Origin of the sequence: Natronorubrum daqingense, from assembly GCF_001971705.1 — an archaeon.
GTDB lineage: Archaea > Halobacteriota > Halobacteria > Halobacteriales > Natrialbaceae > Natronorubrum > Natronorubrum daqingense.
This window is the reverse complement of record NZ_CP019327.1, coordinates 872481-897138: the sequence shown is the minus strand read 5'-3', so window position 1 is coordinate 897138 and position 24658 is coordinate 872481. Positions and strand designations below refer to the sequence as shown.

At 62.1% G+C, this 24658-nt stretch carries 23 protein-coding genes; 15 read left to right on the top strand and 8 right to left on the bottom strand.

Annotation, left to right across the window (positions count from 1 at the left end):
• Positions 1 to 53: 53 nt before the first annotated feature.
• The 8 genes from BB347_RS04405 (at position 54) to BB347_RS04370 (ending at position 10165) form a co-directional block, all read left to right on the top strand.
• Complete coding sequence (locus BB347_RS04405) at positions 54 to 299, top strand: antitoxin VapB family protein (protein ID WP_076578019.1); 246 nt, start codon at positions 54 to 56, stop codon at positions 297 to 299.
• A gap of 175 nt (positions 300 to 474) precedes the next feature.
• On the top strand, positions 475 to 1491 hold the full coding sequence (gene thyA, locus BB347_RS04400) for a thymidylate synthase (RefSeq protein ID WP_076578020.1): 1017 nt from the start codon (positions 475 to 477) through the stop codon (positions 1489 to 1491).
• Positions 1488 to 2045 (top strand): dihydrofolate reductase, encoded by a 558-nt coding sequence (locus tag BB347_RS04395; protein ID WP_076578022.1) that lies wholly within the window; start codon positions 1488 to 1490, stop codon positions 2043 to 2045. Before thyA ends, BB347_RS04395 begins: the two co-directional genes overlap by 4 nt.
• Before the next feature lie 226 nt (positions 2046 to 2271).
• Positions 2272 to 4998 carry an aconitate hydratase AcnA gene (gene acnA / locus BB347_RS04390; protein WP_076578023.1) on the top strand — a complete coding sequence of 909 codons (2727 nt, stop codon included), beginning with the start codon at positions 2272 to 2274 and terminating at the stop codon, positions 4996 to 4998.
• Positions 4999 to 5123: 125 nt separating this feature from the next.
• On the top strand, positions 5124 to 5723 hold the full coding sequence (locus BB347_RS04385) for an HdeD family acid-resistance protein (protein ID WP_076578025.1): 600 nt from the start codon (positions 5124 to 5126) through the stop codon (positions 5721 to 5723).
• A gap of 260 nt (positions 5724 to 5983) precedes the next feature.
• Complete coding sequence (locus BB347_RS04380) at positions 5984 to 8161, top strand: thioredoxin domain-containing protein (protein ID WP_076578027.1); 2178 nt, start codon at positions 5984 to 5986, stop codon at positions 8159 to 8161.
• Positions 8162 to 8534: 373 nt separating this feature from the next.
• Positions 8535 to 9353, top strand: a complete 819-nt coding sequence (locus tag BB347_RS04375) for a WbqC family protein (RefSeq protein WP_083687679.1) — start codon at positions 8535 to 8537, stop codon at positions 9351 to 9353.
• Entirely contained in the window at positions 9350 to 10165 is an 816-nt protein-coding gene (locus BB347_RS04370) for a hypothetical protein (protein WP_076578029.1), read from the top strand. The genes BB347_RS04375 and BB347_RS04370 overlap by 4 nt, the downstream gene beginning before the upstream one ends.
• A gap of 101 nt (positions 10166 to 10266) precedes the next feature.
• Here the strand turns inward: BB347_RS04370 and BB347_RS04365 are convergent, their stop codons facing one another.
• Complete coding sequence (locus BB347_RS04365; RefSeq protein WP_076578031.1) at positions 10267 to 10635, bottom strand: thioredoxin domain-containing protein; 369 nt, start codon at positions 10633 to 10635, stop codon at positions 10267 to 10269.
• 343 nt (positions 10636 to 10978) lie between these two features.
• Here BB347_RS04365 and BB347_RS04360 point away from each other — a divergent pair, with 343 nt between their 5' ends.
• Positions 10979 to 11962 carry a PLP-dependent cysteine synthase family protein gene (locus BB347_RS04360; protein WP_076578033.1) on the top strand — a complete coding sequence of 328 codons (984 nt, stop codon included), beginning with the start codon at positions 10979 to 10981 and terminating at the stop codon, positions 11960 to 11962.
• A gap of 60 nt (positions 11963 to 12022) precedes the next feature.
• Positions 12023 to 12673 (top strand): hypothetical protein, encoded by a 651-nt coding sequence (locus BB347_RS04355; RefSeq protein WP_076578035.1) that lies wholly within the window; start codon positions 12023 to 12025, stop codon positions 12671 to 12673.
• A 63-nt stretch (positions 12674 to 12736) separates the two neighbouring features.
• Here the strand turns inward: BB347_RS04355 and BB347_RS04350 are convergent, their stop codons facing one another.
• From BB347_RS04350 to BB347_RS04340, 3 genes are all read right to left on the bottom strand, one after another.
• Positions 12737 to 13333, bottom strand: coding sequence for a DUF5804 family protein (locus BB347_RS04350; protein ID WP_076578037.1), 597 nt, complete (start codon positions 13331 to 13333; stop codon positions 12737 to 12739).
• Positions 13334 to 13399: 66 nt separating this feature from the next.
• Positions 13400 to 14578 (bottom strand): tRNA sulfurtransferase, encoded by a 1179-nt coding sequence (locus BB347_RS04345; RefSeq protein ID WP_076578039.1) that lies wholly within the window; start codon positions 14576 to 14578, stop codon positions 13400 to 13402.
• An 87-nt stretch (positions 14579 to 14665) separates the two neighbouring features.
• Positions 14666 to 15895: an MFS transporter gene (locus BB347_RS04340; protein ID WP_076578041.1), complete on the bottom strand. Its 1230-nt coding sequence runs from the start codon at positions 15893 to 15895 to the stop codon at positions 14666 to 14668.
• Between the two features lie 223 nt (positions 15896 to 16118).
• Here BB347_RS04340 and BB347_RS04335 point away from each other — a divergent pair, with 223 nt between their 5' ends.
• Positions 16119 to 16802 carry a DUF4336 domain-containing protein gene (locus BB347_RS04335; RefSeq protein ID WP_076578043.1) on the top strand — a complete coding sequence of 228 codons (684 nt, stop codon included), beginning with the start codon at positions 16119 to 16121 and terminating at the stop codon, positions 16800 to 16802.
• Between the two features lie 55 nt (positions 16803 to 16857).
• On the opposite strand, the gene BB347_RS04330 is transcribed toward BB347_RS04335, so the two are convergent.
• Complete coding sequence (locus BB347_RS04330) at positions 16858 to 18063, bottom strand: methionine adenosyltransferase (protein ID WP_076578045.1); 1206 nt, start codon at positions 18061 to 18063, stop codon at positions 16858 to 16860.
• A gap of 143 nt (positions 18064 to 18206) precedes the next feature.
• The gene (cyaB, locus tag BB347_RS04325; protein WP_076578047.1) at positions 18207 to 18752 is read right to left on the bottom strand and encodes a class IV adenylate cyclase; all 546 of its coding nucleotides are present in this window, start codon (positions 18750 to 18752) and stop codon (positions 18207 to 18209) included.
• Between the two features lie 93 nt (positions 18753 to 18845).
• Between cyaB and BB347_RS04320 the strand changes: the two genes are divergently transcribed.
• Positions 18846 to 19805 carry an FKBP-type peptidyl-prolyl cis-trans isomerase gene (locus BB347_RS04320; protein WP_076578049.1) on the top strand — a complete coding sequence of 320 codons (960 nt, stop codon included), beginning with the start codon at positions 18846 to 18848 and terminating at the stop codon, positions 19803 to 19805.
• A gap of 168 nt (positions 19806 to 19973) precedes the next feature.
• Here the strand turns inward: BB347_RS04320 and BB347_RS04315 are convergent, their stop codons facing one another.
• Complete coding sequence (locus BB347_RS04315; protein ID WP_076578052.1) at positions 19974 to 20600, bottom strand: RAD55 family ATPase; 627 nt, start codon at positions 20598 to 20600, stop codon at positions 19974 to 19976.
• Between the two features lie 232 nt (positions 20601 to 20832).
• On the opposite strand from BB347_RS04315, the gene pyrB reads away from it, so the two are divergent.
• The 3 genes from pyrB (at position 20833) to BB347_RS04300 (ending at position 23501) form a co-directional block, all read left to right on the top strand.
• On the top strand, positions 20833 to 21765 hold the full coding sequence (pyrB, locus tag BB347_RS04310; RefSeq protein WP_076578055.1) for an aspartate carbamoyltransferase: 933 nt from the start codon (positions 20833 to 20835) through the stop codon (positions 21763 to 21765).
• Complete coding sequence (gene pyrI, locus BB347_RS04305; protein ID WP_076580107.1) at positions 21758 to 22243, top strand: aspartate carbamoyltransferase regulatory subunit; 486 nt, start codon at positions 21758 to 21760, stop codon at positions 22241 to 22243. Before pyrB ends, pyrI begins: the two co-directional genes overlap by 8 nt.
• A gap of 418 nt (positions 22244 to 22661) precedes the next feature.
• Positions 22662 to 23501, top strand: coding sequence for a hypothetical protein (locus tag BB347_RS04300; RefSeq protein ID WP_076580109.1), 840 nt, complete (start codon positions 22662 to 22664; stop codon positions 23499 to 23501).
• A 138-nt stretch (positions 23502 to 23639) separates the two neighbouring features.
• Here the strand turns inward: BB347_RS04300 and BB347_RS04295 are convergent, their stop codons facing one another.
• Positions 23640 to 24632, bottom strand: coding sequence for a hypothetical protein (locus tag BB347_RS04295; RefSeq protein WP_077202626.1), 993 nt, complete (start codon positions 24630 to 24632; stop codon positions 23640 to 23642).
• Between the last annotated feature and the right edge of the window lie 26 nt (positions 24633 to 24658).

Here is a 24658-nt window from a genome sequence, read left to right as displayed (position 1 = left end):
CGGTTATGTGTAATTGGAGGAATATTTAAGCGGAAACTGCACAGAGATGTGTGATGGGTGATACCGAGTATCGAACTATTAGGCTTACCGAAGATGCGTACAGGAAACTCAAAAGTCACAAGCAATCTGGAGAGTCGTTCTCTGAGGTGGTCGAACGTCTGGCGGGCAAACGGTCGCTGCTTGATCTCACGGGAACCTTTACAGAAGACGAAGTCGACGAAATGCGTGATGCAATTCAAGAACAGGAAGACAAATCGCGTGAGTACCTCGATCGATGTACCGGTCGAATGGACCCGTGATTGCCGATACAGACGTTCTTCTCGGATCGGAGTCAGACGGGAGTTAACAACGAACAGCTCTCTTAATTGATATTGCGTCCGTGAGTTCCAGCAATAAAATCAGACCCGACGATAGTTTGTCACGTCGATACGTGGAAGTCAACGCTAAAGAACGAGGGGCCAAAATGGGTGGATAATGCAACAGTACCTTGATCTCGTCGACGCGGCTCTGAGCGAGGGGGCGTACAAACCCAATCGCACCGGCGTCGACACGATTTCTTCGTTCAGCGAGCACTACGAGGTCGATCTTCAGGAGGGGTACCCGCTCTTGACGACCAAACAAATGGACGGCTACCGCTGGGACTCCATGCTCCACGAGGTCTGCTGGTATCTCTCCGGCGAGGAACACATCCGAACGCTACGCGAGGAGACGAAGATCTGGGACGCGTGGGCCGACGAGGAAGGCAAACTCGACACCGCGTACGGGCGCTTCTGGCGACGGTTCCCCGTCCCGGAGGAATCGAACCGACTCGAGGGTGAGTCCTGGCCCGACGAGAGCCACCGGTGGGTCACCGAAGAGGCCGACGGCACCCGGACGTTCGACCAGTTGCAGTACGTGATCGACACGCTCTCCGATTCGCCGAACTCCCGGCGACTCGTCGTCAACGCGTGGCATCCGGCCAACGCGGCCGTCTCGACGCTGCCGCCGTGTCACTACTCGTTCGTCTTCAACGTGCAAGGTGATCGGTTGAACTGCCACCTGACCCAGCGCTCGGGGGACATCGCACTCGGCGTTCCGTTCAATATTGCGGCGTACGCCCTGCTCACGAAGGTTATCGCACAGGAAACCGGCTTCGAACCCGGCTCGTTCGCCCACACGGTCGTCGACGCGCACGTCTACTGTGGACGAGGCGCTCGAGGGGAGTGGTACGGAGACAACCTCGAGAACCTCCAGTCCAAACTCGCCGCGGTCGACGACCGCGAGGAGTACCGCGAGGTCGCGACGTGGCTCGAGTCCGAGGCCCCCGCCGAGGCCGAGGGTGACGAACGCCTCGATCACGTGCCCGGCATGCTCGAGCAACTCGCCCGCGAGCCACTCGAGCGACCGACGCTCGAGGTGAGTGACGTTTCGATCGACGAACTGCGCTACGAAGACGTCACGCTCGAGGGGTACGACTCCCACGACGGCATCGAGTTCGCAGTGGCAGAATGACGGCGACAGAGTCGACGGCCGAGACGGACCTCGAGACCGACCGCGAACTCGTCGGAATCGTCGCCGTCGCCGAAAACGGCGTTATCGGCAAAGACGGCGACATGCCCTGGCACATCCCCGAGGATCTCGCCCACTTCAAGGAGGCGACGATGGCTCACCCGGTCATCATGGGTCGGGTCACCTACGAGGGGATTCTCGAGGCACTCGGTGAGCCCCTTCCCGGCCGAACGACGGTCGTGTTGACGAGTCGGGACCTCGAGACGCCCGACGACGGGAGCGCCGTCGTCGCGAACGATCTTCGAGAGGCGCTCGAGAAAGCCGAGCGAGCGGCCGACGAACACCACGACGGCACCGACCGCATTTTCGTCGCGGGTGGGGCAACCGTCTACGAACAGTTCCTGCCCGCCCTCGATCGACTCGTCGTCACCGAAGTGCACGACGACCCCGTCGGCGATACCGTGTTCCCAGAGTGGGATCGAGACGGTGGGTGGGAGGAACGCTCGCGTGACGCCCACGACGAGTTTTCGTTTCTCGAGTACGTGCGTCGCGAGTAACGTCGTCGAAGTAGAAACACACGTTCGACATGCAGTTTATATTACCGATAACAACTCGCTGTATTATCGACAGGGTGTCTATTCCCGTTCGTTGTCTGTCGGCGTTCGCGTGATATTGGCGAACCATCCATATAATCACATACCAATATACGACAAATATTGGGCGTAACTGCGCCCTACAGGGAGTTCTCGGGAGATTCAAAACCCCCCGCCCCGAAGTCACTGTATGGCAATCGATGAGTTCTCGGATGCAATCCGGGAGTTCGACCACGACGGCGAGACGTACAAGATGGCCGACCTCACCGTACTCGAGGAACAGGGACTCTGTGACCTCGAGACACTGCCGGTGAGTATTCGCGTGCTACTCGAAGCGGTCCTCCGAAACGCAGACGGCGACACGATTTCTGCACAGGACGTCGAAAACGCAGCGTCCTGGGAACCGGACGTGCCGGACGTCGAGGTGCCCTTCCAGCCTTCCCGCGTCGTCCTGCAGGACCTGACCGGCGTTCCGGCGGTCGTCGACCTCGCCGCCCTCCGCTCGGCCGCGGATCGGGCCGGAAAGGATCCCTCGGTCGTCGAACCCGAAGTCCCCTGTGACCTCGTCATCGACCACTCCGTCCAGGTCGACTACTTCGGGAGCGAAGACGCCTACGAACAGAACGTCGAACTCGAGTACGAGCGAAACGAGGAACGCTATCGCGCGATCAAGTGGGCCGAACAGGCCTTCGACGGCTTCAACGTCGTCCCGCCGGGGACCGGGATCGTTCACCAGGTCAACTTAGAGCACCTCGGTGAAGTCGTCCACGCACGCGAAGAAGACGGCGAACAGTGGCTCCTGCCCGACACCCTCGTCGGCACCGACAGCCACACGCCGATGATCAACGGCATCGGTGTCGTCGGCTGGGGTGTCGGCGGGATCGAAGCCGAAGCCGCCCTCCTGGGCCAGCCCATCACGATGACGCTGCCCGAGGTCGTCGGCGTCGAGCTCACGGGCGAACTCCCCGAGGGCGCAACCGCGACGGACCTCGTGCTTCACATCACCGAGAAGCTCCGCCAGGTTGGCGTCGTCGACAAATTCGTCGAGTTCTACGGCGAGGGCGTCTCCCAGCTTTCCGTCGCCGACCGCGCGACCATCTCGAACATGTCGCCTGAACACGGCTGTACGATCTCGATGTTCCCCGTCGACGAGAAGACGCTCGACTACCTCGAGCTCACTGGTCGCGACGAGGACCACATCGACCTCGTCCGCGAGTACCTCGAGGCTCAGGGACTCTTTGGCGACCACGACCCCGAGTTCACCGAGACAGTCGAGTTCGATCTGGGCTCCGTCGAACCCAGCCTCGCGGGCCACAAGAAGCCCCACGCCCGCATCCCGATGGGCGATCTCGACGAGCACTTCCCGACGCTGCTCGCCGAAGAGGGTGTGATCGACTCCGGAGCCGCAGAGAGCGACGGCGGACTCGTCGAGAAAGAACAGCCCGGACTCGACGAAAAGGTTCCCGTCACGCTCGAGGACGGCACCGACGTCGAGATCGGTCACGGCTCCGTTCTCGTCAGTGCGATTACGAGCTGTACGAACACCTCGAACCCGTCGGTGATGGTCGCCGCGGGCCTGCTCGCGCGTAATGCAGCCGAGCAGGGACTCGAGATCCCGGAGTACGTTAAAACCAGCCTGGCACCCGGCAGCAAGGTCGTCACGGAGTACCTCAAACAGGCTGATCTCCTCGAGGACCTCGAGGAACTGGGCTACCACGTCGTCGGCTACGGCTGTACGACCTGTATCGGTAACACTGGCCCGCTCGCCGAGCCGATCGAGGCTGCCATCGACGAGCACGATCTCTGGACGACCAGCGTCCTCTCGGGCAACCGCAATTTCGAGGCCCGAATTCACCCGAATATCCGCGCGAACTACCTGGCCAGCCCGCCGCTGGTCGTCGCCTACGGTCTCGCGGGCAAGATGGACATCGACCTCGAAAACGAGCCGATCGGCACGAACGACGACGGCGAGGAGGTCTACCTCGAGGACGTCTGGCCGGACCCAGAAGAGGTTCGGGAGACGATCCACGAGAACGTCTCCGCCGAACTGTTCGAGGAGAAGTACGCGAGCGTCTTCGAGGGCGACGAGCGCTGGGAGGCACTCGACGCGCCGACGGGCGACGTTTACGACTGGGACGACGAGTCGACGTACATCCGCGAGCCGCCGTTCTTCCAGGACTTCCCGCTCGAGGAACCCGGCGTGGAGAACATCGAAGGTGCACGCGGATTGCTCATGCTCGGTGACACCGTCACGACCGATCACATCAGTCCGGCAGGGCCGTTCAGCGAGGACCTGCCCGCCGGCCAGTGGCTCGCAGAGCGCGGCGTCGAAGCCTACGAGTTCAACACCTACGGCTCCCGTCGGGGCAACCACGAGGTCATGATGCGTGGCACCTTCGCGAACGTCCGCATCGAGAACCAGTTACTCGAGGGCAAGGAGGGTGGGTACACCATCCACCACCCGACGGACGAGGAAACCACCGTCTTCGAGGCCTCCGAGCGCTACCGCGAGGACGACACCCCACTCGTCGTCATGGCCGGCGACGAACTCGGCACCGGCTCGAGTCGCGACTGGGCGGCGAAGGGAACCGACCTGCTCGGCGTCCGCGCGACGATCGGCAAGAGCTACGAACGGATCTACCGTGACAACCTCCTCGGGATGGGCGTCTTGCCCCTGCAGTTCGAGGACGGCGACGGCTGGGAGGAACTCGGCCTCGACGGCTCGGAGACGTTCGAGATTCGCGGCCTCGACGACGGCCTCGAGCCGAACGCCGAACTCACCGTCGTCGCCGAGGCTGGCGACGGCGAGACGACCGAGTTCGACGTGACCGCGCAGGTCGGTACGCCTGCTGCAGTCGAGTACGTCGAGAACGGGGGCGTGCTCCACCTCGTGCTTCGACGCATGCTGACGGAGTAACGACCGAACGGCAATCTCCTGATTCTCCCATTTTCGCGCCCGTGGACTGGTCTACGGCGCTGATTGACGGAAAAATTGTCAGCGACGTATATAGCCGCTCGTGTCGTTCATACGAGACGAGAGCCATGGAATCTACACCCAACGAGTCAGCCGTCGATCCGTTCCCACTCGACGTGGACTGGCAACTGGTCGGAATCACCGGTGGCGTCATCGCACTCCTCGGCATCCTCGCGATCGCGTTCCCGTTCGTGACGGGCCTGTCGATAACCTACCTTCTCGGGGCGCTACTCGTCGCGAGTGGTATCGCACACGCGATTACCGCACACGCGAATCGCGGCTGGAGCGGAACGCTCTGGCAGGTCGTCCTCGCTGGCGTCGCAGTCGTCGCGGGACTCCTCTTGCTCGTGAACCCGATCGTCGGTCTCGCGACGCTCACGCTCTTGGTCATCGCCTTTCTGGTCGTCGACGGGCTGACCGAACTCGCGGCGAGCGTTCGAATGCGAGGCCACGACGGAATGGCATACGTCGCAGTCAGCGGGATCATTTCGCTCGTCCTCGCGGGCCTGCTCTGGGCGGGTTTCCCCGCCGACGCGACGTGGGCGATCGGAGTGCTCCTCGGCGTGAGCTTGCTCGTGACGGGGTTCTCGATGGTCCTCGTCTCCATGACTGGCCGACGAGCCGCGAGAGGCCTCGAGAGAGACGTCGCCGACTCTCCACGGACCTGAGACCAACATCGTTCATTTTTCGACGCCGTCAGTGCGTCACTCGAGCGAGGGTTCATCGTCTTTCCGACGGGTTCGACGGAGTTCAGAATCGACATCGGCATCTGTGATTTTCGTCCGATTCCCGCCGCCCACGCGTAAAACGGTCAGTACGACCGTCGTATCGCGTCCGTCCCAGTGGTCCGTCGGGAATTCAAGCACACCCTACTCGGTCGTCGCGTTTCGACGCGGGGCTTTTAGGCCGGGAGGCTGTATCCCGTTACATGAGCACGCCTACCCGGCGAAATCGTCTGGACGAGGAGGAGAGTCCCTATCTGCGCCAGCACGCCGACAACCCCGTCAACTGGCAGCCGTGGGACGAACAGGCACTCGAGACGGCTCGCGAGCACGACGTGCCGATCTTCCTCTCGATCGGCTACTCGGCGTGTCACTGGTGTCACGTCATGGAAGAGGAGAGCTTCGCGGACGAGGACGTCGCCGAGGTCCTCAACGAGGAGTTCGTCCCGATCAAAGTCGACCGCGAGGAGCGCCCGGACGTCGATAGCATCTACATGACCGTCGCCCAACTCGTCACCGGACGTGGCGGCTGGCCCCTCTCCGCGTGGCTCACGCCACAGGGAAAGCCCTTCTACATCGGGACGTACTTCCCGAAGGAAGCGAAACGCGGCCAACCGGGCTTTCTCGACGTGCTCGAGCAGCTTACGACCTCGTGGGAACAGGACCGAGACGAGGTCGAAAACCGCGCACAACAGTGGACCGACGCGGCGAAAGACCGACTCGAGGAGACCCCCGACTCCGTTGCTGCAGCCGACCCGCCCTCGAGTGAGGTGTTGAGGACAGCAGCAGACGCTGCGCTCAGGAGTGCCGACCGCCAGCACGGCGGTTTTGGCTCCGGCGGGCCGAAATTTCCACAACCGTCTCGCCTCCACGTCCTCGCTCGCGCGTACGATCGAACTGGCCGAGAACAGTATCTCGAGGTGCTCGAGGAATCGCTCGACGCGATGGCCGAAGGCGGGCTCTACGACCACGTCGGCGGCGGGTTCCACCGCTACTGCGTCGACGAGGACTGGACGGTTCCGCACTTCGAGAAGATGCTCTACGACAACGCGTCGATTCCGCGCGCGTTCCTCGCGGGGTATCAACTGACCGGCGAGGAGCGTTACGCCGAAATCGTCGAGGAGACCCTCGAGTTCGTCGACCGAGAGCTGACTCACGAGGAGGGCGGCTTCTTCAGTACGCTCGACGCCCAGAGCGAGGATCCGGAGACGGGCGAGCGCGAGGAAGGTGCGTTCTACGTCTGGACGCCGGCAGAAGTTCACGACGCCGTCTCCGACGAGAAAACGGCAGACCTCTTCTGTGACCGATACGACATCACGGAGTCGGGGAATTTCGAAGGGACGAACCAGCCGAACCGGGTTCGTTCGATTGCCAACCTCGCCGAGGAGTACGCCCTCGAGGAACGTGACGTCGAGCAGCGACTCGAGACCGCCCGCGAACAGCTGTTTGAAGTCCGAGAGTCCCGCCCGCGCCCCAATCGGGACGAGAAGGTCCTCGCGAGTTGGAACGGCATGCTGATCGATACCTGTGCGGAGGCCGCCCTCGTGCTCGGAGACGACGAGTACGCCGAATTAGCCGTCGACGCCCTCGAGTTCGTCCGAGAGCAACTCTGGGACGAGGACGAGGGCCGGCTCGCGCGGCGATACAAGGACGGAGACGTCGCCGTCGACGGCTACCTCGAGGATTACGCCTTTCTCGCGCGGGGGGCACTGCGGTGTTACGAAGCGACCGGGGCCGTCGAGCACCTCGCGTTCGCCCTCGAACTCGCCCGAACCATCGAGACCGAGTTCTGGGATGAAGCCCGCGGGACGCTGTACTTTACGCCCGAGAGCGGCGAGTCGCTCGTCACGCGCCCACAGGAACTGGACGATCAGTCGACGCCCTCGGCGACCGGGGTGGCCGTCGAGACGCTGCTCGCCCTCGATAGCTTCGCCCGCGAGGACTTCGAAACGATTGCATCGACGGTCCTCGAGACCCACGCGAACCGAATCGAAGCGAACGCCCTCCAGCACGCCTCGCTCTGTCTCGCGGCGGATCGACTCGAGGCGGGTGCACTCGAGGTCACGGTCGCAGCCGACGAACTTCCCGAGGAGTGGCGCGACCGATTCGCGGAATCGTACCATCCGGATCGACTGTTCGCGCGTCGACCGCCGGCCGAAGACGGACTCGAGGCGTGGCTCGAACGGCTCGACCTTTCGGAAGAACCGCCGATCTGGGCCGGTCGAACGGCCCGTGACGACGAACCCACGCTGTACGTCTGCCGGGACCGGACGTGCTCGCCGCCGACGCACGACGTTGAGGACGCACTCGAGTGGCTCGGCGAGAGCGAACTGAACGCTGAGTCGACTGAGAACGGTTCCGACGAACCGGAAAGCCCCTTCTAACGGCCTTTCACCTTCACTCGAGTGTGCTCACACTCGAGGTGAATTGTCTCACGTCGAGTTTCTCGATACGGGCTCCACAGGACGTCGACTGTTCTACGCTGGCGTCGTACCTGCACAGACTTACTCGTGTTGTGTCCGTCTCGGATAGCTCTTCAGAAGCGAACGGGTAGACGTACTCACATCGCTGAATATCTGCAAATTATTTACGTGCTACCGTCTGGTTAGCGGCGATTAACAATACTACCTGATGAGTGTTATTCAGCTGAATTTCGATGAATCCCCGCTTCGTGGCAACGGCGTTGAACGGCGCGGTCGCTGTGGAACGCAACGACTGCCACCCTGCGCAAGTAGAACAGCGTGAGGAACCAATACGATGACTGATCTGAACCGACAGTCTCTCGATCGAGACGAACGGCCAGCGAATCGCTCCACACGTCCGGAGTCATCGTCAGCGCCGACAGAATCCGAATCCGCGACGCACTCGACAGGCAGTGGTCGTCAACGTGAACGCACAGTCGCGATTCACCAGCCAAACTACCTGCCGTGGCTCGGCTACTTCCACAAGATCCAGACGAGCGACGTGTTCGTCTTCCTCGACGACGTAGAATACACGTCCAGTTCCTGGATCAACCGGAACAAGATCAAGACGCCGGACGGCTGGTCGTGGCTCACCGTCCCCGTCGCCGGATCGAGTGGCGAAATCTCGAGCGTTGACATCGCGAACGACGATTGGCGGGACACGCACCGAAAGAGTCTCAGGCAGAATTACGGCAAAGCGTCGGCGTTCGAAGAGTGGTGGCCGATCTTCGACGACGTCTATGCGCAGTCGTGGGACTCGCTGTGTGAGCTGAATATTCACCTCGTTCGGACGATTGCAGATCACCTCGATCTCGAGTGTACGTTCGTCCGCTCGTCGGAACTCGATGTTGACGCGTCGAAAACGGACCGGATCGTTCGTCTCTGCGAGGAAGTGGACGCAGATCGGTACTTCTCGGGCACCGGCGCGCGCTCGTACCTCGAGCACGATCGATTCGAGGACGCCGATATTTCACTCGAGTATCAGTCGGTGACCCATCCCCGCTACGAGCAGCGATTCGACGAGTTCGTCCCGCAGTTGTCCATCGTCGATCCGCTCCTGAACGTTGGCACAGCGGAGACCGCCGAACTCCTTGCACAACTGGACGACCCATGAGTCGAACGGACCACATCCAAAACGTCGAGTGGAGCGAGGATTTCAGTTACGACTACTACCGACAGCTAATCGACACGCTCGAGACTCGATTCGATCTCCGCACGCTCTCTGCGTACCCAGAGTCCCGGTCGAACGCATCACGGACCGCGTTCGTCCGTCACGATGTCGACGTCTGTCTCGAGGAGGCACTCGAGTTAGCCTACGTCGAGCACGAACTGGGTATCTCGACGACGTACATGGTCTTTCCCAGATCACCACTGTACGATCTCGAGGCGCAGCGAGACATTCTCCTCGAGATTCAAGCGCTCGGTCACGAGATCGGCTTGCACTGCGATCTTGGAATTCGCACTACACGCGACCGGGCTGAACGGACTGCCAGTCGTGAGGGGGGGCTCGGACCGGCTGAACGGGCGACGATCGACGAAGCACGGTCGCGTCTCGAGGCAGTGGGTGTCGGCCCAGTCGAATCGATGTCGTTTCATCGGCCAGCGGAGCAACTCCTCGGCGGGCCACCCACGATTAGCGGAATGGTCAACGCCTACAGTTCGGAACTCCTCTCGGCGTATATCTCAGACTCGGGAGGCCGATGGCGAGAGGGGCCGCCGATCGATTCGGTACGGGCCGTGTCCGACGCCGACTCGTTTCAGCTGTTGACTCACCCCGTCTGGTGGGGTCACGAACACGTTCAGCCGATCGATCGACTGGACGCCGTCGCCGAGAAATTCGACGTGACGAACGAGGCCGTGTACGACGAACTCGTCGCGATCTATCCGTCGTTGGCGACGCGACTCGAGCACTCACAGCTGAGCTAGCCACCACTCGATTCTCCCACCGTTAGGTCACGCGGTCGTCACAGCGTGGAGCGTCGCTCTGATTGGTGATCCACGCAGAAATAGCCAGGCCCTCGGACGTTCTATCGCTGTGCTTCGAGTTGGGTCGCGAGCCAGACGGCCGGCGGAAGGTCCTCGGACTCGACGAACCGGATCACTTCATCGCCGTCCGTGGTTTCGACGACGACCGTCGGAATGTACTCGATATCGTACTCCTCGACGCCCTCGCCCTGCTTGTCCTCGTCGAGGGCGTACTCCTCGATCCGCTCATCGGGGACCTCCGCTGCCTCGAGTGCAGCGCCGAGATTCGGCAGGAGCTTTCGGCAGTCCTTACACCAGTCGCCACCCCAGACCTTGTAGACGAGGTCGTCGTGTGCGGTGAGCGTGTCGACGGCATCCTGGTACGACGCCTCGTCCCACGTCGGATTCGGTCGCAATGTCTCGAGACTCATACACACGGGTTACTGCTCCGATGGCTTAACGACGATGTTTCTGGCAGGTCCCTACCGACCTCCACCTATATTCACTCAAATAATGCCAACTGAAAGTCTCACACACTGATAGCCGAACCGTCTGGCGATCAGGTGTGCACTGACTGACAACCAATCAGCTCACCGATCCCTATCCACCCACCGCTCGATAACGGACCATCTCACCCCACGGGTGGGACCGAACCGGAGGCTTTCGAGGCAGTTGTCGGTCTCGAGACACAGCAAAACTACCGTTCTCCGACTAGCCGGCAGGTCCTGCCTGTGTCCAGCAGCGGTTTATGGCTCGGCCTGCTACGGAGGGTCAATGAAAGGGAGCATCCTGGACACGATCGGCTCGCCGCTCGTCCAGGTCGACTCGCCGGAGGGAGCGACCGTCGCGACGAAGGTCGAATCCTTCAACCCCGGCGGCTCGGCCAAGGATCGGCCGGCGCTCCAGATGATCCGCACGGCCGAACGCGAGGGAGCTATCGAACCCGGCGATTGGCTCGTCGAACCGACCAGCGGGAACACCGGAATCGGCCTCGCGTTGGTCTGTGCCGCTCGAGAGTACGACCTGACGATCGTCATGCCCGCAGATAAATCGACGGAGCGCCAGCAGATCATGGCCGCCTACGGTGCCGAGCTAGAACTCGTCGACGGCAACATGGAAGCCGCCCGCGAGCGTGCCGACGAACTCGTCGAAGACGGGGCGATCCAGTTGGGCCAATTCGAGAACCCGGCCAACCCGGAGGCACACTACCGAACGACCGGCGAGGAGATCGTCGAACAGGTCGGCGAGCGAGCGATCGACGCGTTCGTCGCCGGCGTCGGCACCGGCGGCACGCTTTCGGGCACCGGCCGCAGGCTTCGCGAGGAGTTCCCCGAGATGGAGATAATCGCCGTCGAACCGGATCGAAACGCCGTTCTCTCGACCGGCGAGTCCGGCGACGACGACTTCCAGGGAATGGGTCCCGGCTTCGTGAGCGACAATCTTGACCGCGACCTCGTCGACCGCGTCGAAACGGTTCGACTCGAGGACGCGGAAGACGAGTGTCGGCGGCTGGCTCGCGAGGAAGGGCTGCTCGTGGGCCAATCCAGTGGCGCGACGAGTCTCGTCGCACAGCGAATCGCTCGCGAAATCGCCGATCCGGGCCTCGAGTGTCCGGAGCCGCCAAGCGAGTTCGACGAATCGGTGGCCGCGCCCGAACCCGACGGCGGCGAGAAGGCCGACTGCCCGCTCGTCGTCACCGTCTTCTGGGACAGCGGCGAGCGCTACCTCTCGACGGGGCTGTTCGACCTCGACTCGTAACGACAAAAATCATTTTAGCTTGCCACATTCATTTGATACGTCGGTGAGTACGTTCGGGTGATGACACGTCGTTCACGACGAACCGTCCTGTACGGTACCGCAAGCCTCGTCGCCCTCTCCGCCGGCTGTCTCGACGAGATGAACTCCGGATCGGACGACGATACCGGAACGGATGACGATCCCGGAAGTGGGAGTGAAAGCGGTGGCGGAAACGGGAACGATGGCGACACTGACGACGGTGACACTGACGATTCCGACGACTCCGACGACTCGTCTGAGAACGGGGAACCGCTCGAGTCCGTCTCGTTCGCCCACTCCGACCCGCCGTCCGAACCCACCGCGACGATCCTCGACACCACCGACGAACTCGACGATTGGCTCGAGGACCACCAACTCGAGGACGGCGACGTCGCCGACCTCGTCGACGGGATCGACTTCGACACGTCGGTGCTGACCGCTATCGAAGCGCTGGGGCCGAACCTCTGTTACACGATGACGCTCGAGGAGAAGTCGATCGACGAGGACGAATCGGAGCTCGTCCTCGAGGCGACCGTCGAATCCGAGGAGGAAGACGATGTGGCGTGTGCACAGCAGATCGTTTCCGTCGGCCACCTCGTTCGGGCCTCGCTCGACGGCGAACCGATCGCCAGCGCGTCGGTGACGATCACGGACGCCGACGGCGACGAGCACGACCTCGACCCCGAGTACTGAGGGTTGACTCCCCTTCCAGAGGCTGGGCCAGTCTCTCTCGAGAGATCGAATTTTACCGCGTCCCTACGGCGCGTGCTCGCTCTCCGTCAGGCGAACGACCAGCGTTTCCTCGACGTCGCGGAGGTCGTACTCCGGCAACTCTCCGTCGGTTCTGCGCACGTACAGCGGCTCGACGAGTCGCCACTGGGTGGGGACGGTTCCGGGTGAGTCGCTCGAGTCTGCGTCCGCACCGTCGACGTCGTCCCCCTCGCCCACGTGCTCGCGTTCTGCTCCGTCAAAGGGCTGCTCACCGCCGCGTTCCGCATCACTTTCGGGCTCAGAACCGACGCGCTCGAGGCCGTAGACTGTACAGAACTTGTCGGTTTCGCGGGGCTCGAGGGTGCCGTTTCGGAGGTCGGTGGCGAGCGAGCGCGAGAGCCACTCGTCGTCGCTGACGCTCGGTTCTTGAACGAGTGCCACGTCCACGAATCGGGTGAGATACCAGTTCAGGTCGTTCAACAGCGAGACGGCAGCGCCGATGCTGACGGTTCGCAGCGCGATCGAGTTCTCGAACGGCCGCTCGAGATCGTACGTCGCGAGGGCGTCTCGAGAGGTCTCTCGGGAGAGGAGTTCGTACTGGAGATTGCAGTCGGCCGTCCCGATGAGACAGACGCGCGTCACTGACTGTGCATCGGTTCGACTGCGTAATGTGGGTTTCGCTCCTGCCGACGCACGCGATCCTCGCCGTCAGGGTTCGACCAGTTCGGCCTCTCGCGCAGCCGCTTTTGCACGCTCGAGTAAGTCGTCTGGCTCGGCCGCCAGCAGTGGCTCGAGGCGGGCGTTCGTCTCGACGCGGTCGGGGGCCACGCGGTTGCACCCGGCGTCGATCGTGGAGTCGGAGTAGGTGCCGATTTCTCGGGCCTTCGCGACGATTTCTTGTTTGTCGAGCGTGAGGAGCGGGCGGTGAATCGGCAGCCTGCTCGCCCGACTGGTGACGCCCAGGTTACGGACGGTCTGACTGGATTTCTGTCCGGCCGCTTCGCCGGTAACGATGCCGTTCGCGTCGACGCGTTCGGCGAGCGTCTCTGCGGCACGGTAGAAGAATCGTCGGAGCGAGAGCATTCGACCCTGCTCCATCTCGTTGACGAGCACGTCGACCGTCTCGCCGCCGGGGATCTTGTAGACTTGCATGTCGAAGTTCGGCGCGTAGTCCGAGAGCAGGCGAACCGTCTCCATCGCGCGAGCCTCGTGGTCGATGCCGCCGTAGTCTCCGAGGTCGACGTAGGTCGGAATGACCGGGCTACCGCGTTTCATGAACTCGTAGGCGGCGACCGGCGAGTCGATGCCGCCGCTGACTAGCGCGACGACGGGTTCTTGTGCGCCGAGTGGAAGCCCGCCCGGGCCGGGCACTTTCTCGAGGTAGACGAACGCGAAGTCCTCGCGGACCTCGACCCCGAACGTGATGTCGGGGTCGTCGAGGTTCACCTCGGGTTCGAACTCGTCTTCGACGGCCTCCCAGATGGCCGTGCCGCCCGCTCGAGCGAGATCCTCGCTCTCGTAGGGCAGCGTCTTGTCCGAGCGGCGGGCGTCGACCGCGAACGCGCCGCCGGTGTAGTGCTCGCGCGCCGTTTCCTCGAGAATCTCGATAATTGATTCCTTTTCGGTGCTGACGGTTGCCACCGGGCTCGCCGAGACGACGCCGAAGGTGTCGGCCGCGGCCGCAGTCGCCTCTTCCACGGCGTCTTCGGTCGTGTGGATCAGCGGGCGGTTCCACCGGCGTTCGACCTCGCCGGGGATCGAGCGCTCGGCGAGGAGCGCCTCGAGGTTCTCGACGAGGATCTCCTCCATGTACCGCTTGACGGTGTTGCTCTTGGTGTTGACGTCCCCGTGACGGATGAGGACGGTATCGGCTCCCGGCGGGTGCATGGACGTGGATAGTTGGGCCGAGCTATAAGGGGGTTACGAGGACGGGCCTCGAGCGGACGAGCGGATAGTCGAGGCAGACGACCGCCCTTATCCAGTCGATTCGCTAATCGTCGGACTCACCCGGCCCGTGTGGGCGTAGATGCCGACGACGAGCACCGCGCCGGCGAGCATCGGGACGATCGCGCTGACGCCGTAGATAATCTGGAAGCCGATCGACTCGACGAGAGGGAGCGAAACGAGCGGTCCGAGTCCACCGCCCACGTCTCCGAGGACGTTGTTCGTCCCCATGGCGCGGCCGACGCGCTCGTCGGGCGTCAGGTCCGCGAGGAGGGCCGTCAGCGGGCCGCCGACCCCGCCCTGACCCGCGCCGATCAGCAGACACGCGAAGACCATCACCTCGAAGCTCGAGCCGAAGGCGAGAACGGCGAAGCCGAGACACGAGGTGGTCAAAAATGCGATCATGACGGGAACGCGCGCACCGACCGTATCGCTCAGGTAGCCGCCGCCAAGCGTGAACACCGCACCCGAGAGAACCGTGATGGCCATGAGCATGCCCGAGGAGCCCTGCGCGTCGAGGCCGAAGATCGAGATCGCTCGCGCGTCGAGCAAGAGCACCAGCGTCGAAAAGAGGACGCCGATGTACGCGAAGTAGAGTCCGAAGTTGACGAGCCCGATCGTGACCGTGGGCATGCTCGTGTCCACGTCCCACGGTTTGACCGAATCCTGCTCGGACTCCACGTGCGTCTCGGGGACGATCAAATAGGCGATGACGCTCGCCAGGGCGGCAAATGCGGCTGCGAGGACGAACGCCGTCGTATTCGTCCAGAGATCACTGACGACACCGCCCAGCACGAGCCCCGCGGGGAAGCCGAACGTGATGCCTGCGCGGACGATTCCCATACTCGTTCCCCTCGAGTCGGCCTCGCTGACGTCGGCGGTGATCGTGTACGCCGTCGCGAAGACGAGCGCACTGCCGATTCCCCAGAGGATTCTGGCGACCATGAACCAGACCTCCGGCATCGGCGAGACGATCGCGACGACGTACATGAACGTCGCGACGCCTTCGATCGCCAGCCCGACGACGAACGGTTTTCGCGTGCCGATTCGATCGACGAGCACGCCGGCCGGCGCGTTCGCGACGAGTCGCGTGAACCGGTTCGCGCTCAGGATGAGCCCGACCATGAACGCCGAAATGCCCAGCACCTCGCCGAGGTTCGGCAAAATAGGAAAGATGACGCCGCCGCCGAACCCGACGAAGAAGGTACTCGCGACGACGGCGAGGACGATCCGATTCGAACTGGCAGATGGAAGGGACACTGACGATCGCTCTCGAGGTTCGCCGGGTCGAAACGTGGTATCAGTGTATCACGAGCGTTCGCGTAATGGGTCTGTTGGAAGCGGAGATCCCCATTTTGGTGCGATTTGGACAGTCACGAGCACGATACGGAGATACCTCGTCCTGGTGGAGCGCACCCGTCGTTCGACCATCGTACTGGAGCCACCGTGTAGTTTATCGTCTCCGCCAGTGACCACTCGGAATATGTTGACGAAGCGAGGTGAACGGCTCTGGACGTACGAGGAGCCGCTGCAATTCTTCGGCGTCGAAATCGGTCGGATCATGTCCGTGATGAAGCTCTCGAGTGGCGGCCTCTTCGTCCAGTCGCCGGCCAGATTGACGCCGAAGTTGCGAGCGGCGCTCGCGGACCTCGGCGAGGTTCGGTTCGTCGCCCCGGCGAGCAAACTCCACGGCCACCTGTACATGGAACAGTACAGGGCAGCCTATCCCGACGTCGAACTACTGGCTGCGCCCGGCCTTCCAGCGAGACGATCGGACCTGCGTTTCGACCAAGTTCTCGGTGACACTCCTGATCCGCGCTGGGGAATGGATATCGATCAGGTTGTCGTGTCCGGACACCGCTGGCTCACCGAAGTGGCGTACTTTCACCGACCGAGTCGAACAGCCATTCTCGGTGACATCGGGTTTCACATCGACGAGCATCACCCGCTGAAAACCCGTCTCGTCGCTCGAGCCCTGCGAATGTACAGGCGTGTGAGCCCGCCGATCGAATTGCGCGCGACGATCGCGAACGAGGCGACCTTCCGACGATCGATACGGGACGTCCTCGCGTGGGACTTCGATCGTGTTATTCCCGGGCACGGAACGATCGTCGAGACTGGGGGCAAATCGGCCGTTATCGAGGGCTACGGCTGGCTGCTCGAGTAGGTCTTCGCTGGTTACTCGCGTCGGTTCAAAACGCATCGCGACTCGAGGGGAGGCCTTAGAACGTCGAGAGTTCGCCGTCGATCACGCGGCGAGTGATGTCGGTGACGTTGGCGAGTTCGTCGTCGACGATGGCTTCGACATCGTCCTCGACGTCGCCGAGTTCGACGCCGTCGTCGGTGACGATGTGAATGTCGGCGACGTGGGGTTCGTCGATCGGTCGGCCGATCTGTGAGAGAAGGCGGACGCGCAGGTCGCGGATGCCGTCGACCTCGTCGACGACCTGTTCTGCGATCTCAGTCGAGAGCAGGTTGTAGATCTTCCCGATGTGGTTGACCGGGTTCTTGCCGCTCGTGGCTTCCATCGACATCGAGCGATTCGGCGTGATGAGGCCGTTCGCGCGGTTGCCCCGACCAACGGAGCCGTCGTCGCCTTGCTCGGCAGAGGTGCCGGTGACGGTCAGATAAATCGAGCCTTGTTCGTAGTCGTCGGCCGTGTTGACGTGCACGTCCACCGACCGGTCGGTGTGCTCGCTCGCCACGTCCTCGACGAACTCCCGGACGGACTCGACGGCCTCCGCGTACGCGTCGATGTCCGCGATGTGCTCGTCGATCATCGCCGCCGCGACGGTGACGTCGATCTCGTCGCCCTCGCGCTTGCCCATCAGCTTCACGTCGGTGCCGAGATACGGGTTTTCGTCGGCGAACTCGCCGTTCAGCCGGGCCTCGGCCTCGAGCACGATCTGTTCGGTTTCACTGAGCGGGGCGTGGCCGACGCCGAAACTCGTGTCGTTGGCCATCGGGACGCTCACTTCGTCTTCTCCGAAGACCTCCTGCAGGTCACCGCTTCCCTCGCCGAGTTTGACGTCGACGACAATGTCCTCGCCGTAGGTGAGGTGGGGGATCTCGGACTCGAGGTACGCTCGAGCGGCTTTGAGCGCGATGGTCTCGGCCGGGATCGTCTGGCCTTCGTAGTGTTTGGTCGCGCGGCCGACGATCAGGAGGTAGATGGGGTCGACGACCTCGCCGCCGCCGAATGCGGGTGCGGCTTCGCCCGCGACGAGTTGCGTCTCGTCGGTGTTGAAGTGAAGCACTTCGCCGACGCGATCTAAGTACTCGCGGGCCAACGCTCCGGCGACGGCTTCGGCGATGCCGTCACAGATGGAATCGGGGTGCCCGATTCCCTTTCGCTCGACGATCTCGACGTCCTGGTCTTCGACTGCTCGACGGTCGATTGGCTCGATCCGAATGTTCCGCTCGCTCATACCCCGGAGTTAGCGAAGCGTGGTTCTATAACTTGCGGAAACAGAATCGGTTCGAAAAATGCTTGCAGGTTATAGTGCTGAGCGAAATCGGGCGTCTCTGGCCCCTTTCTGAGCTCTGTTACGCGTATTTGTGCGTCGATTCCTCACGCCTCGAGCAACAGCCCCAGATACGACGTTCGAATCTGTTCGTCCGGATCGAGTTCGAGTCGCTCGAGCACCGCGTACACCGCTTCGCGGGCCGACGCGAGGTCGGCTTCGTCCTCGACTTCGGCCTCGACTTCCACGTACTCGCCGACATCGACGACCGAGTCAAGCGTAACTGTGAATCCCTCGAGTTCGAACCGCTCGCGTTCCTTGTGAACCGTCGCGGCGGGTTCGAACCCGAGGTTCGTGAGAATCGAATCGAACGTGTCGTCGTTCCCAACGCCCGTTTCGAACTCCTCGCGACTCTTGGATTCGTCGTCGAGCAGGGGCCCCTTGTAGGTCACTCGCGTCTCGTCTGTGCCCGATTCGGCGTTCGACTCTCGACGGATTCGCAGCGCTTCGTCGGTTTCGGCGAAGGTCCGGTGTGGCGCGTCGTAGTACGTATCTCGCTGGACGAGCGTCCCCTCCCGCGTCGCCTCGAGTGCCTCGAGTCGGGTCCGAACGGGCTCGAGGTCGGCGGGAACCTTCACTTCGACTTCGTACATACTCGAGGCCACGAGCACCGAGAGTAAGTATCGGTCGCTCCGTGCCCGCGCGAAAACGTGTCCCTTAAATGTAGACGGCGGGACGTACAACGTATGACCGAGGATCAGGAGGCCGAACTCGAGGAGCAGGCCGATGACGTTGACGAAACAGCAGACGAAGACGCTCAGGACGGGCTTCAAGCGGGCGACTTCGTCCAGATCGACTACACCGCATACACCGTCGAGGACGAGCAACTCGTCGACACGACGGATCCCGAGGTCGCCGAAGAAGAAGGCGTCGACGATCAGGGCCAGGAGTTCAAGCCCCGAACGATCGTTATCGGTGAAGGGCACATCTTCGAAGGCGTCGAGGAGGCCCTCACCGGCAGCGAAGCCGGCGACTCCGGCACCGTGACGATCGACGCCGAAGAGGCATTCGGCGAGTACGATCCCGACGACGTCCAGACGGTTAGCGCCGACAAGATCGACGAGGACGACCGCTACCCCGGCGCGAACGTGCAAGTCGACGGTCAGCAGGGCTACATCAGCACGATCATCGGCGGTCGTGCTCGCGTCGACTTCAACCACCCGCTCGCGGGTGAAGACGTCGAGTACGAGTACGAGATTCTCGAGGAAGTCGACGACAGAGAACAGCAGGCTTCCGGCCTGTTCGAGATGTTCCTCGGCATGGAACCGGACCTCTGGATCGAGACCGACGAAGTCGAAGAGGAGGTCCCTGTCGAACCCGACGAAGACGAGGACGAAGACGCCGAACCGGAATTCGAGACGGAAGTCGTCGAGAAGGAGACGCTCTACCTCGAGGCCACGCCACAGATGACCATGAACCAGCAGTGGATGATGGGCAAACAACAGATCGGTCAGCAGGTCATCGACCAGATCGGTGTTGACCGCGTCATCGTCCAGGAAGTCATCGACGGCATGGGTATGGGCGGAATGGGCGGCATGATGGGCGGTATGGGCGGCATGGGCGGCGGCGACATCGAGGAGGCCCTCGAGGACGCCGACGTCGACGCCGACGAAATCGTCGAAGAACTCGAAGGCGCAGAAGAGTAACGTCACTCGGTACTAAACGGCATTTGTCGACGAACGCATTTTTACCGGACCACCTCACTCAGCACCGCGTGTGCTCGAGGAGGACGACGCACGTGACCCGTCGTTTAGCGCGACGCGAGCGAGTATCGCTGTGAGACCCGAATCGACTCGCGTCCCGTCTCGAGCGAGTTACGCAATATCTCGGCTCGTGTCGATCGCGACTTCTTCGACGAGTTCGAGTTTGATCGCTTCGGTCGGCTGTTTGCCCTCGCGGAATTTTGGAATCGTGAGATGATTTTCGAGTTCCGTTCCCGCAATTTTCGTTCGCAAGTCGAAGACGGCGTCCGCGGCGTGGAGTGTCCGTGGCCGACTGTTAGGGACGTCGTTCCCTTTGAGACAGTGTAAGATGGCGATCGAACCGGTCTCGATCATCTGCGTCTTGAGTTCGTTGAGAAAGGTGACGTACTCGGTCGGGTCGGCTCGCTCGAGGAGGTCCATCGTGTCGACGATGAGATTCGCGCCGTCGGGCAATGCGCCGATCAACTGGGTCGCCTCCTCGAGTGGGTCTTCGCTGGTGACGTGTCGAACGGTCGGACTGCCGACTGATGACGGTGAGGCCTCGATTGCTCGATCGACTGCCTCGTCGGAGCGTTCGGTCGAGAGGTACAGGGTCCCGCGGGCGGCCGTGAGTTCGTACAAGAGGAGTTCCGACTGGCTCGCTGGCTCGGCAGTGTAGGCGACGACACACCCTGTCGGTAACCCACCCTCGAGTTTCCGATCCAACACGTCGATTCCAGTCTCCAGCCGACCCGCCATGCAATTGCGCGTACTTACCCCAGCGCCCGCATAACTCTTTGGCTTCAGTACATTCACTGGAAACGAGGTGTGTGTAGCACCCCGTCTCTGCGGGCGCCACTACGGGTGTTTTCCCGTCACTATCGGTTCGGTACTGGCTGACCTTTCCGATCGCGTATCGTTTGTTTTCGCTCGGCAATACGCGACGTCGAATGGGGAGATTCAAGGGGACGCCAAGAGCTAACACGAACGAATGCGCCACGATCACCTCATCACGAGCAAACAACTCTCGCGGGCGGACATCGAGACGGTCCTCGATCGGGCGGCCGAGATCGATGCCGACCCGTCGGCGGTCGCCGATCGACACGCGAACACGTTGCTCGGCTTGCTCTTTTTCGAGCCGAGTACGCGGACGAAGATGAGCTTCGAAACCGCTATGAAACGCCTCGGCGGCGACGTCGTCGACATGGGTTCGATCGAATCCTCGAGCGTCAAGAAAGGCGAGACGCTCGCCGATACGGTCCGCGTCATCGAAGGCTACGCGGACGCGCTCGTCTTGCGCCATCCTCGTCAAGGGGCGGCGACGATGGCCAGCGAGTTCGTCGACGTGCCGCTGTTGAACGCCGGCGACGGCGCGGGGCATCACCCGACGCAGACGATGCTCGATCTCTACACGATCCGCGAGAACGCCGGATTGGACGACCTGACGATCGGAATCATGGGTGACCTGAAGTACGGCCGGACGGTTCACTCGCTGGCCCACGCGCTGACGAACTTCGACGCGCGCCAGCACTTCATCAGCCCGGAGAGCCTCCAATTGCCCCGCGAAGTCGTCTACGACCTTCATCAATCCGACGACGGTCCGGGAATCCGCGAACACGAGACACTCGAGGAGGTATTGCCCTCGCTCGACGTCCTCTACGTCACCCGAATCCAGCGCGAACGCTTCCCCGACGAATCCGAGTACCAGAAGGTCGCGGGCGAGTACCAGATCGACCTCGAGACGCTCGAGGCAGCAGCGGACGACCTGACGGTGATGCATCCGCTTCCCCGCGTCGACGAGATCGCACCCGAGATCGACGATACGGCTCACGCGGCGTACTTCGATCAGGCGCACAACGGGGTACCGGTTCGGATGGCGTTGCTGGATCTGTTGCTCGCGGATGGGGGTGATCTCGATGAGTAACGACGGTGGCGGCGAGACAGGCGGCGACCACCAGTTGCGCGTCAGTAAGATTCGAAGCGGAACCGTCATCGATCACGTCCGCGGCGGGCAGGCGCTGAACGTGCTGGCGATTCTCGGCATCGACGGCAGCGAGGGTGAGGAGCTTTCGATCGGAATGAACGTCCCCTCGGATCGGCTCGCGCGAAAAGACATCGTCAAAGTCGAAGGGCGAGAGCTTAGCCAGGACGAAGTGGACGTGCTCTCGCTGATCGCCCCCGAGTCGACGATCAACATCGTTCGGGATTACGACGTGATCGAAAAACACCGCGTCGATCGCCCGGAACTCGTTGAAGGTGTCCTCTCGTGTCCAAATTCGGAGTGTATTACGACCGGCGACGAACCGGTTACGTCCACGTTCGACGTGCTCGAGGATGGAGTCAGATGTGCGTACTGCGAGACGATCGTCCGCACCGGAATCGCCTCGTTAATCGACACCTGAACGCCACTGGCGCACACGAGTCCCGTTTCTATCCGTCGTCTTTCGGTGATCCGTGGTGATCTACACGAATGGTCTCGTTACTGAGACTTTTTTCACCTCGAGAGAACTGTCCAGAATAGCTAAGTAGCTATCAAAAGAACGTGGAGATGTACATGTCTCGTACAGTTAAACTCCTGCTCGCCCTGTTCGTCATCGCCGTTCTCTGGAAGGTCGTCCTCGGTGGCTCTTCCGACGTCGAGATCGAAGAAGTCGAGTACGAACCGGTCGAATAGTCCCCGACAACCGTCATTTTTCGGCGTCTCGATCGCCGAGTTGTATCGCTACTCGCGTGTACAAATCCTGCCAACACGGTACTGATTGGTGCGGTGAACACGGTGCGTTCCGAACGGCTTACGGCGTCGGCGACGAACCGTTCACTATGTACGGCGTCGTCACGCGGAACGAAGACGAAGTCAACTGGCCCGAGTTCGACCGGGGGTTCTACGAAGTCAAGGACGTGACCGGCCGGTCGGCCGAACCGATCGAGAACGGCGTGAACATGGTGTCGTGTTTCGGTGACAACGCTGCGGCGGACGCCGACCCCTCACTCGTTCCCGTCGACGACCTCGGTCGCCCGGCCACTCGAGACCGGACGTACTTCGATTGGGCCTACGTCTGCCCGTCTCGCGAGGACTACCGCGAGGGCTTGTTCGAGATCATCGACGACTGCGTCGAGGCGAACGAGGACGTCAGACTCGACGATATCGGCTTTCCGCGCGCCGAGTACTGTCGCTGTGGCGTCTGCGAACAGTCCTTCGAGAACAGCCGTTTCGAGGATCGATACGAGTGGCGAGCGAACGTTATCACCGAGTTCGTCGAGGAAGCCGTCGAGCGAATCCCTGGTCGCGTCTACATGACCGTCTATCCCGATCCGTACCCAGGTCATCTTTACGAACGGGCGGGGATCGATCTCGAGGCCCTCGAGGAACACGTCGACGAGTTCGTCGTCCCGCTGTACGACATGGCCTACGAGACGACCTACTGGCTCGAGACCATCGCTCGTGGCTTCGAGAGCGCACTCGAGACGACCTTCAGCATCGAACTGTACGCGATCAACATCGATATCGACAATTTGGTCCACGCCACGGAGGTTGCAAGCGAGTACGGCAACGACGTGTTCTTCGGCTACGAAGCGAGCAACGCTCGAGCGACACTGAGGCGGATGCGTGCCGACGAGCGCGACGGCGTGACACACGGCGATCCGAATTCTGAATCCTGAACGGACTCGAGCGGTGCTGGCACTACCCGTTTACTCGGTGTCTCCAGGGAGGGTTTTCGGTTCGCGTACTCTCGTTCGAAAAACCGAAATGACCAGCCGAATCACCGCCATCGTGACTCGAGTCGGTGGAAATCGCGGTTATCGGGTATCTCGACTGTCGACGTCGTCATCGTCGTCACCGATGAGGTCGTCGTCGTCATCGTCGTCCATGAGCCCTTCGTCGTCATCGCCGATCATGTCGTCATCATCGTCGTCCATGAGTCCGCTGTCGTCGTCATCGCCGATCATGTCGTCATCATCGTCGTTCATGAGTCCGCTGTCGTCGTCGTCGCCGATCATGTCGTCATCATCGTCGTCCATGAGTCCGCTGTCGTCGTCGTCGCCGATCATGTCGTCATCATCGTCGTCCATGAGCCCTTCGTCATCGTCGCCGATCATGTCATCATCGTCGTCGTCCATCAACCCACTATCGTCATCGTCGCCGATCATGTCATCATCGTCGTCCATCAGGCCGTCATCGTCGTCTCTAACGCCGCTATCATCGTCGTCCATCAGGCCGTCGTCATCGTCTCGGAATCCATCGTCGTCGTCTCCAATCATGTCGTCACCGTCGTCGTCCATGAGTCCGCTATCGTCGTCATCACCGATCATATCATCATCGTCGTCACCCATCAATCCGTCATCGTCATCATCGCTCATCAACCCGTCATCGTCGTCTCGCCCTTCTCGACCCGATTGAGTACCGGCGCCGGCCGAGCCTGCACTGGCTCCGGCAGCGCCACCGGCTCCCGCTCGGTCGCTCGAGGACCCCATCTCTGTGGTGTCCGTTCCACCCGCGTCGAGGTCGGATTCGCCGCCGGCGCTGGTCGCTCCGCCGCCGGCGCTCCCCGAGAGATCACTCTCGAGGCGAATTTCGTCGGTAGTCACTTCGGCGACGGAGCTCTCTTGGAGTGGATAGGTGTCGTCGTCGGCACCGCCCCAGCCGAGTTTCGCTTTGATCGTGTCTGCGATTCCGGGGTCTGGCTCGACGTGTGCGGTGCCGTGTTCGATGCCCGCGATCAAGCCGACTTCCTCGCCGTTTGCGTTGACGACGGTCTTGCCGATGTCGTCGTCAGTAAATTCTGGAGACATTACACTCGACTAGACGGCGAACCGGT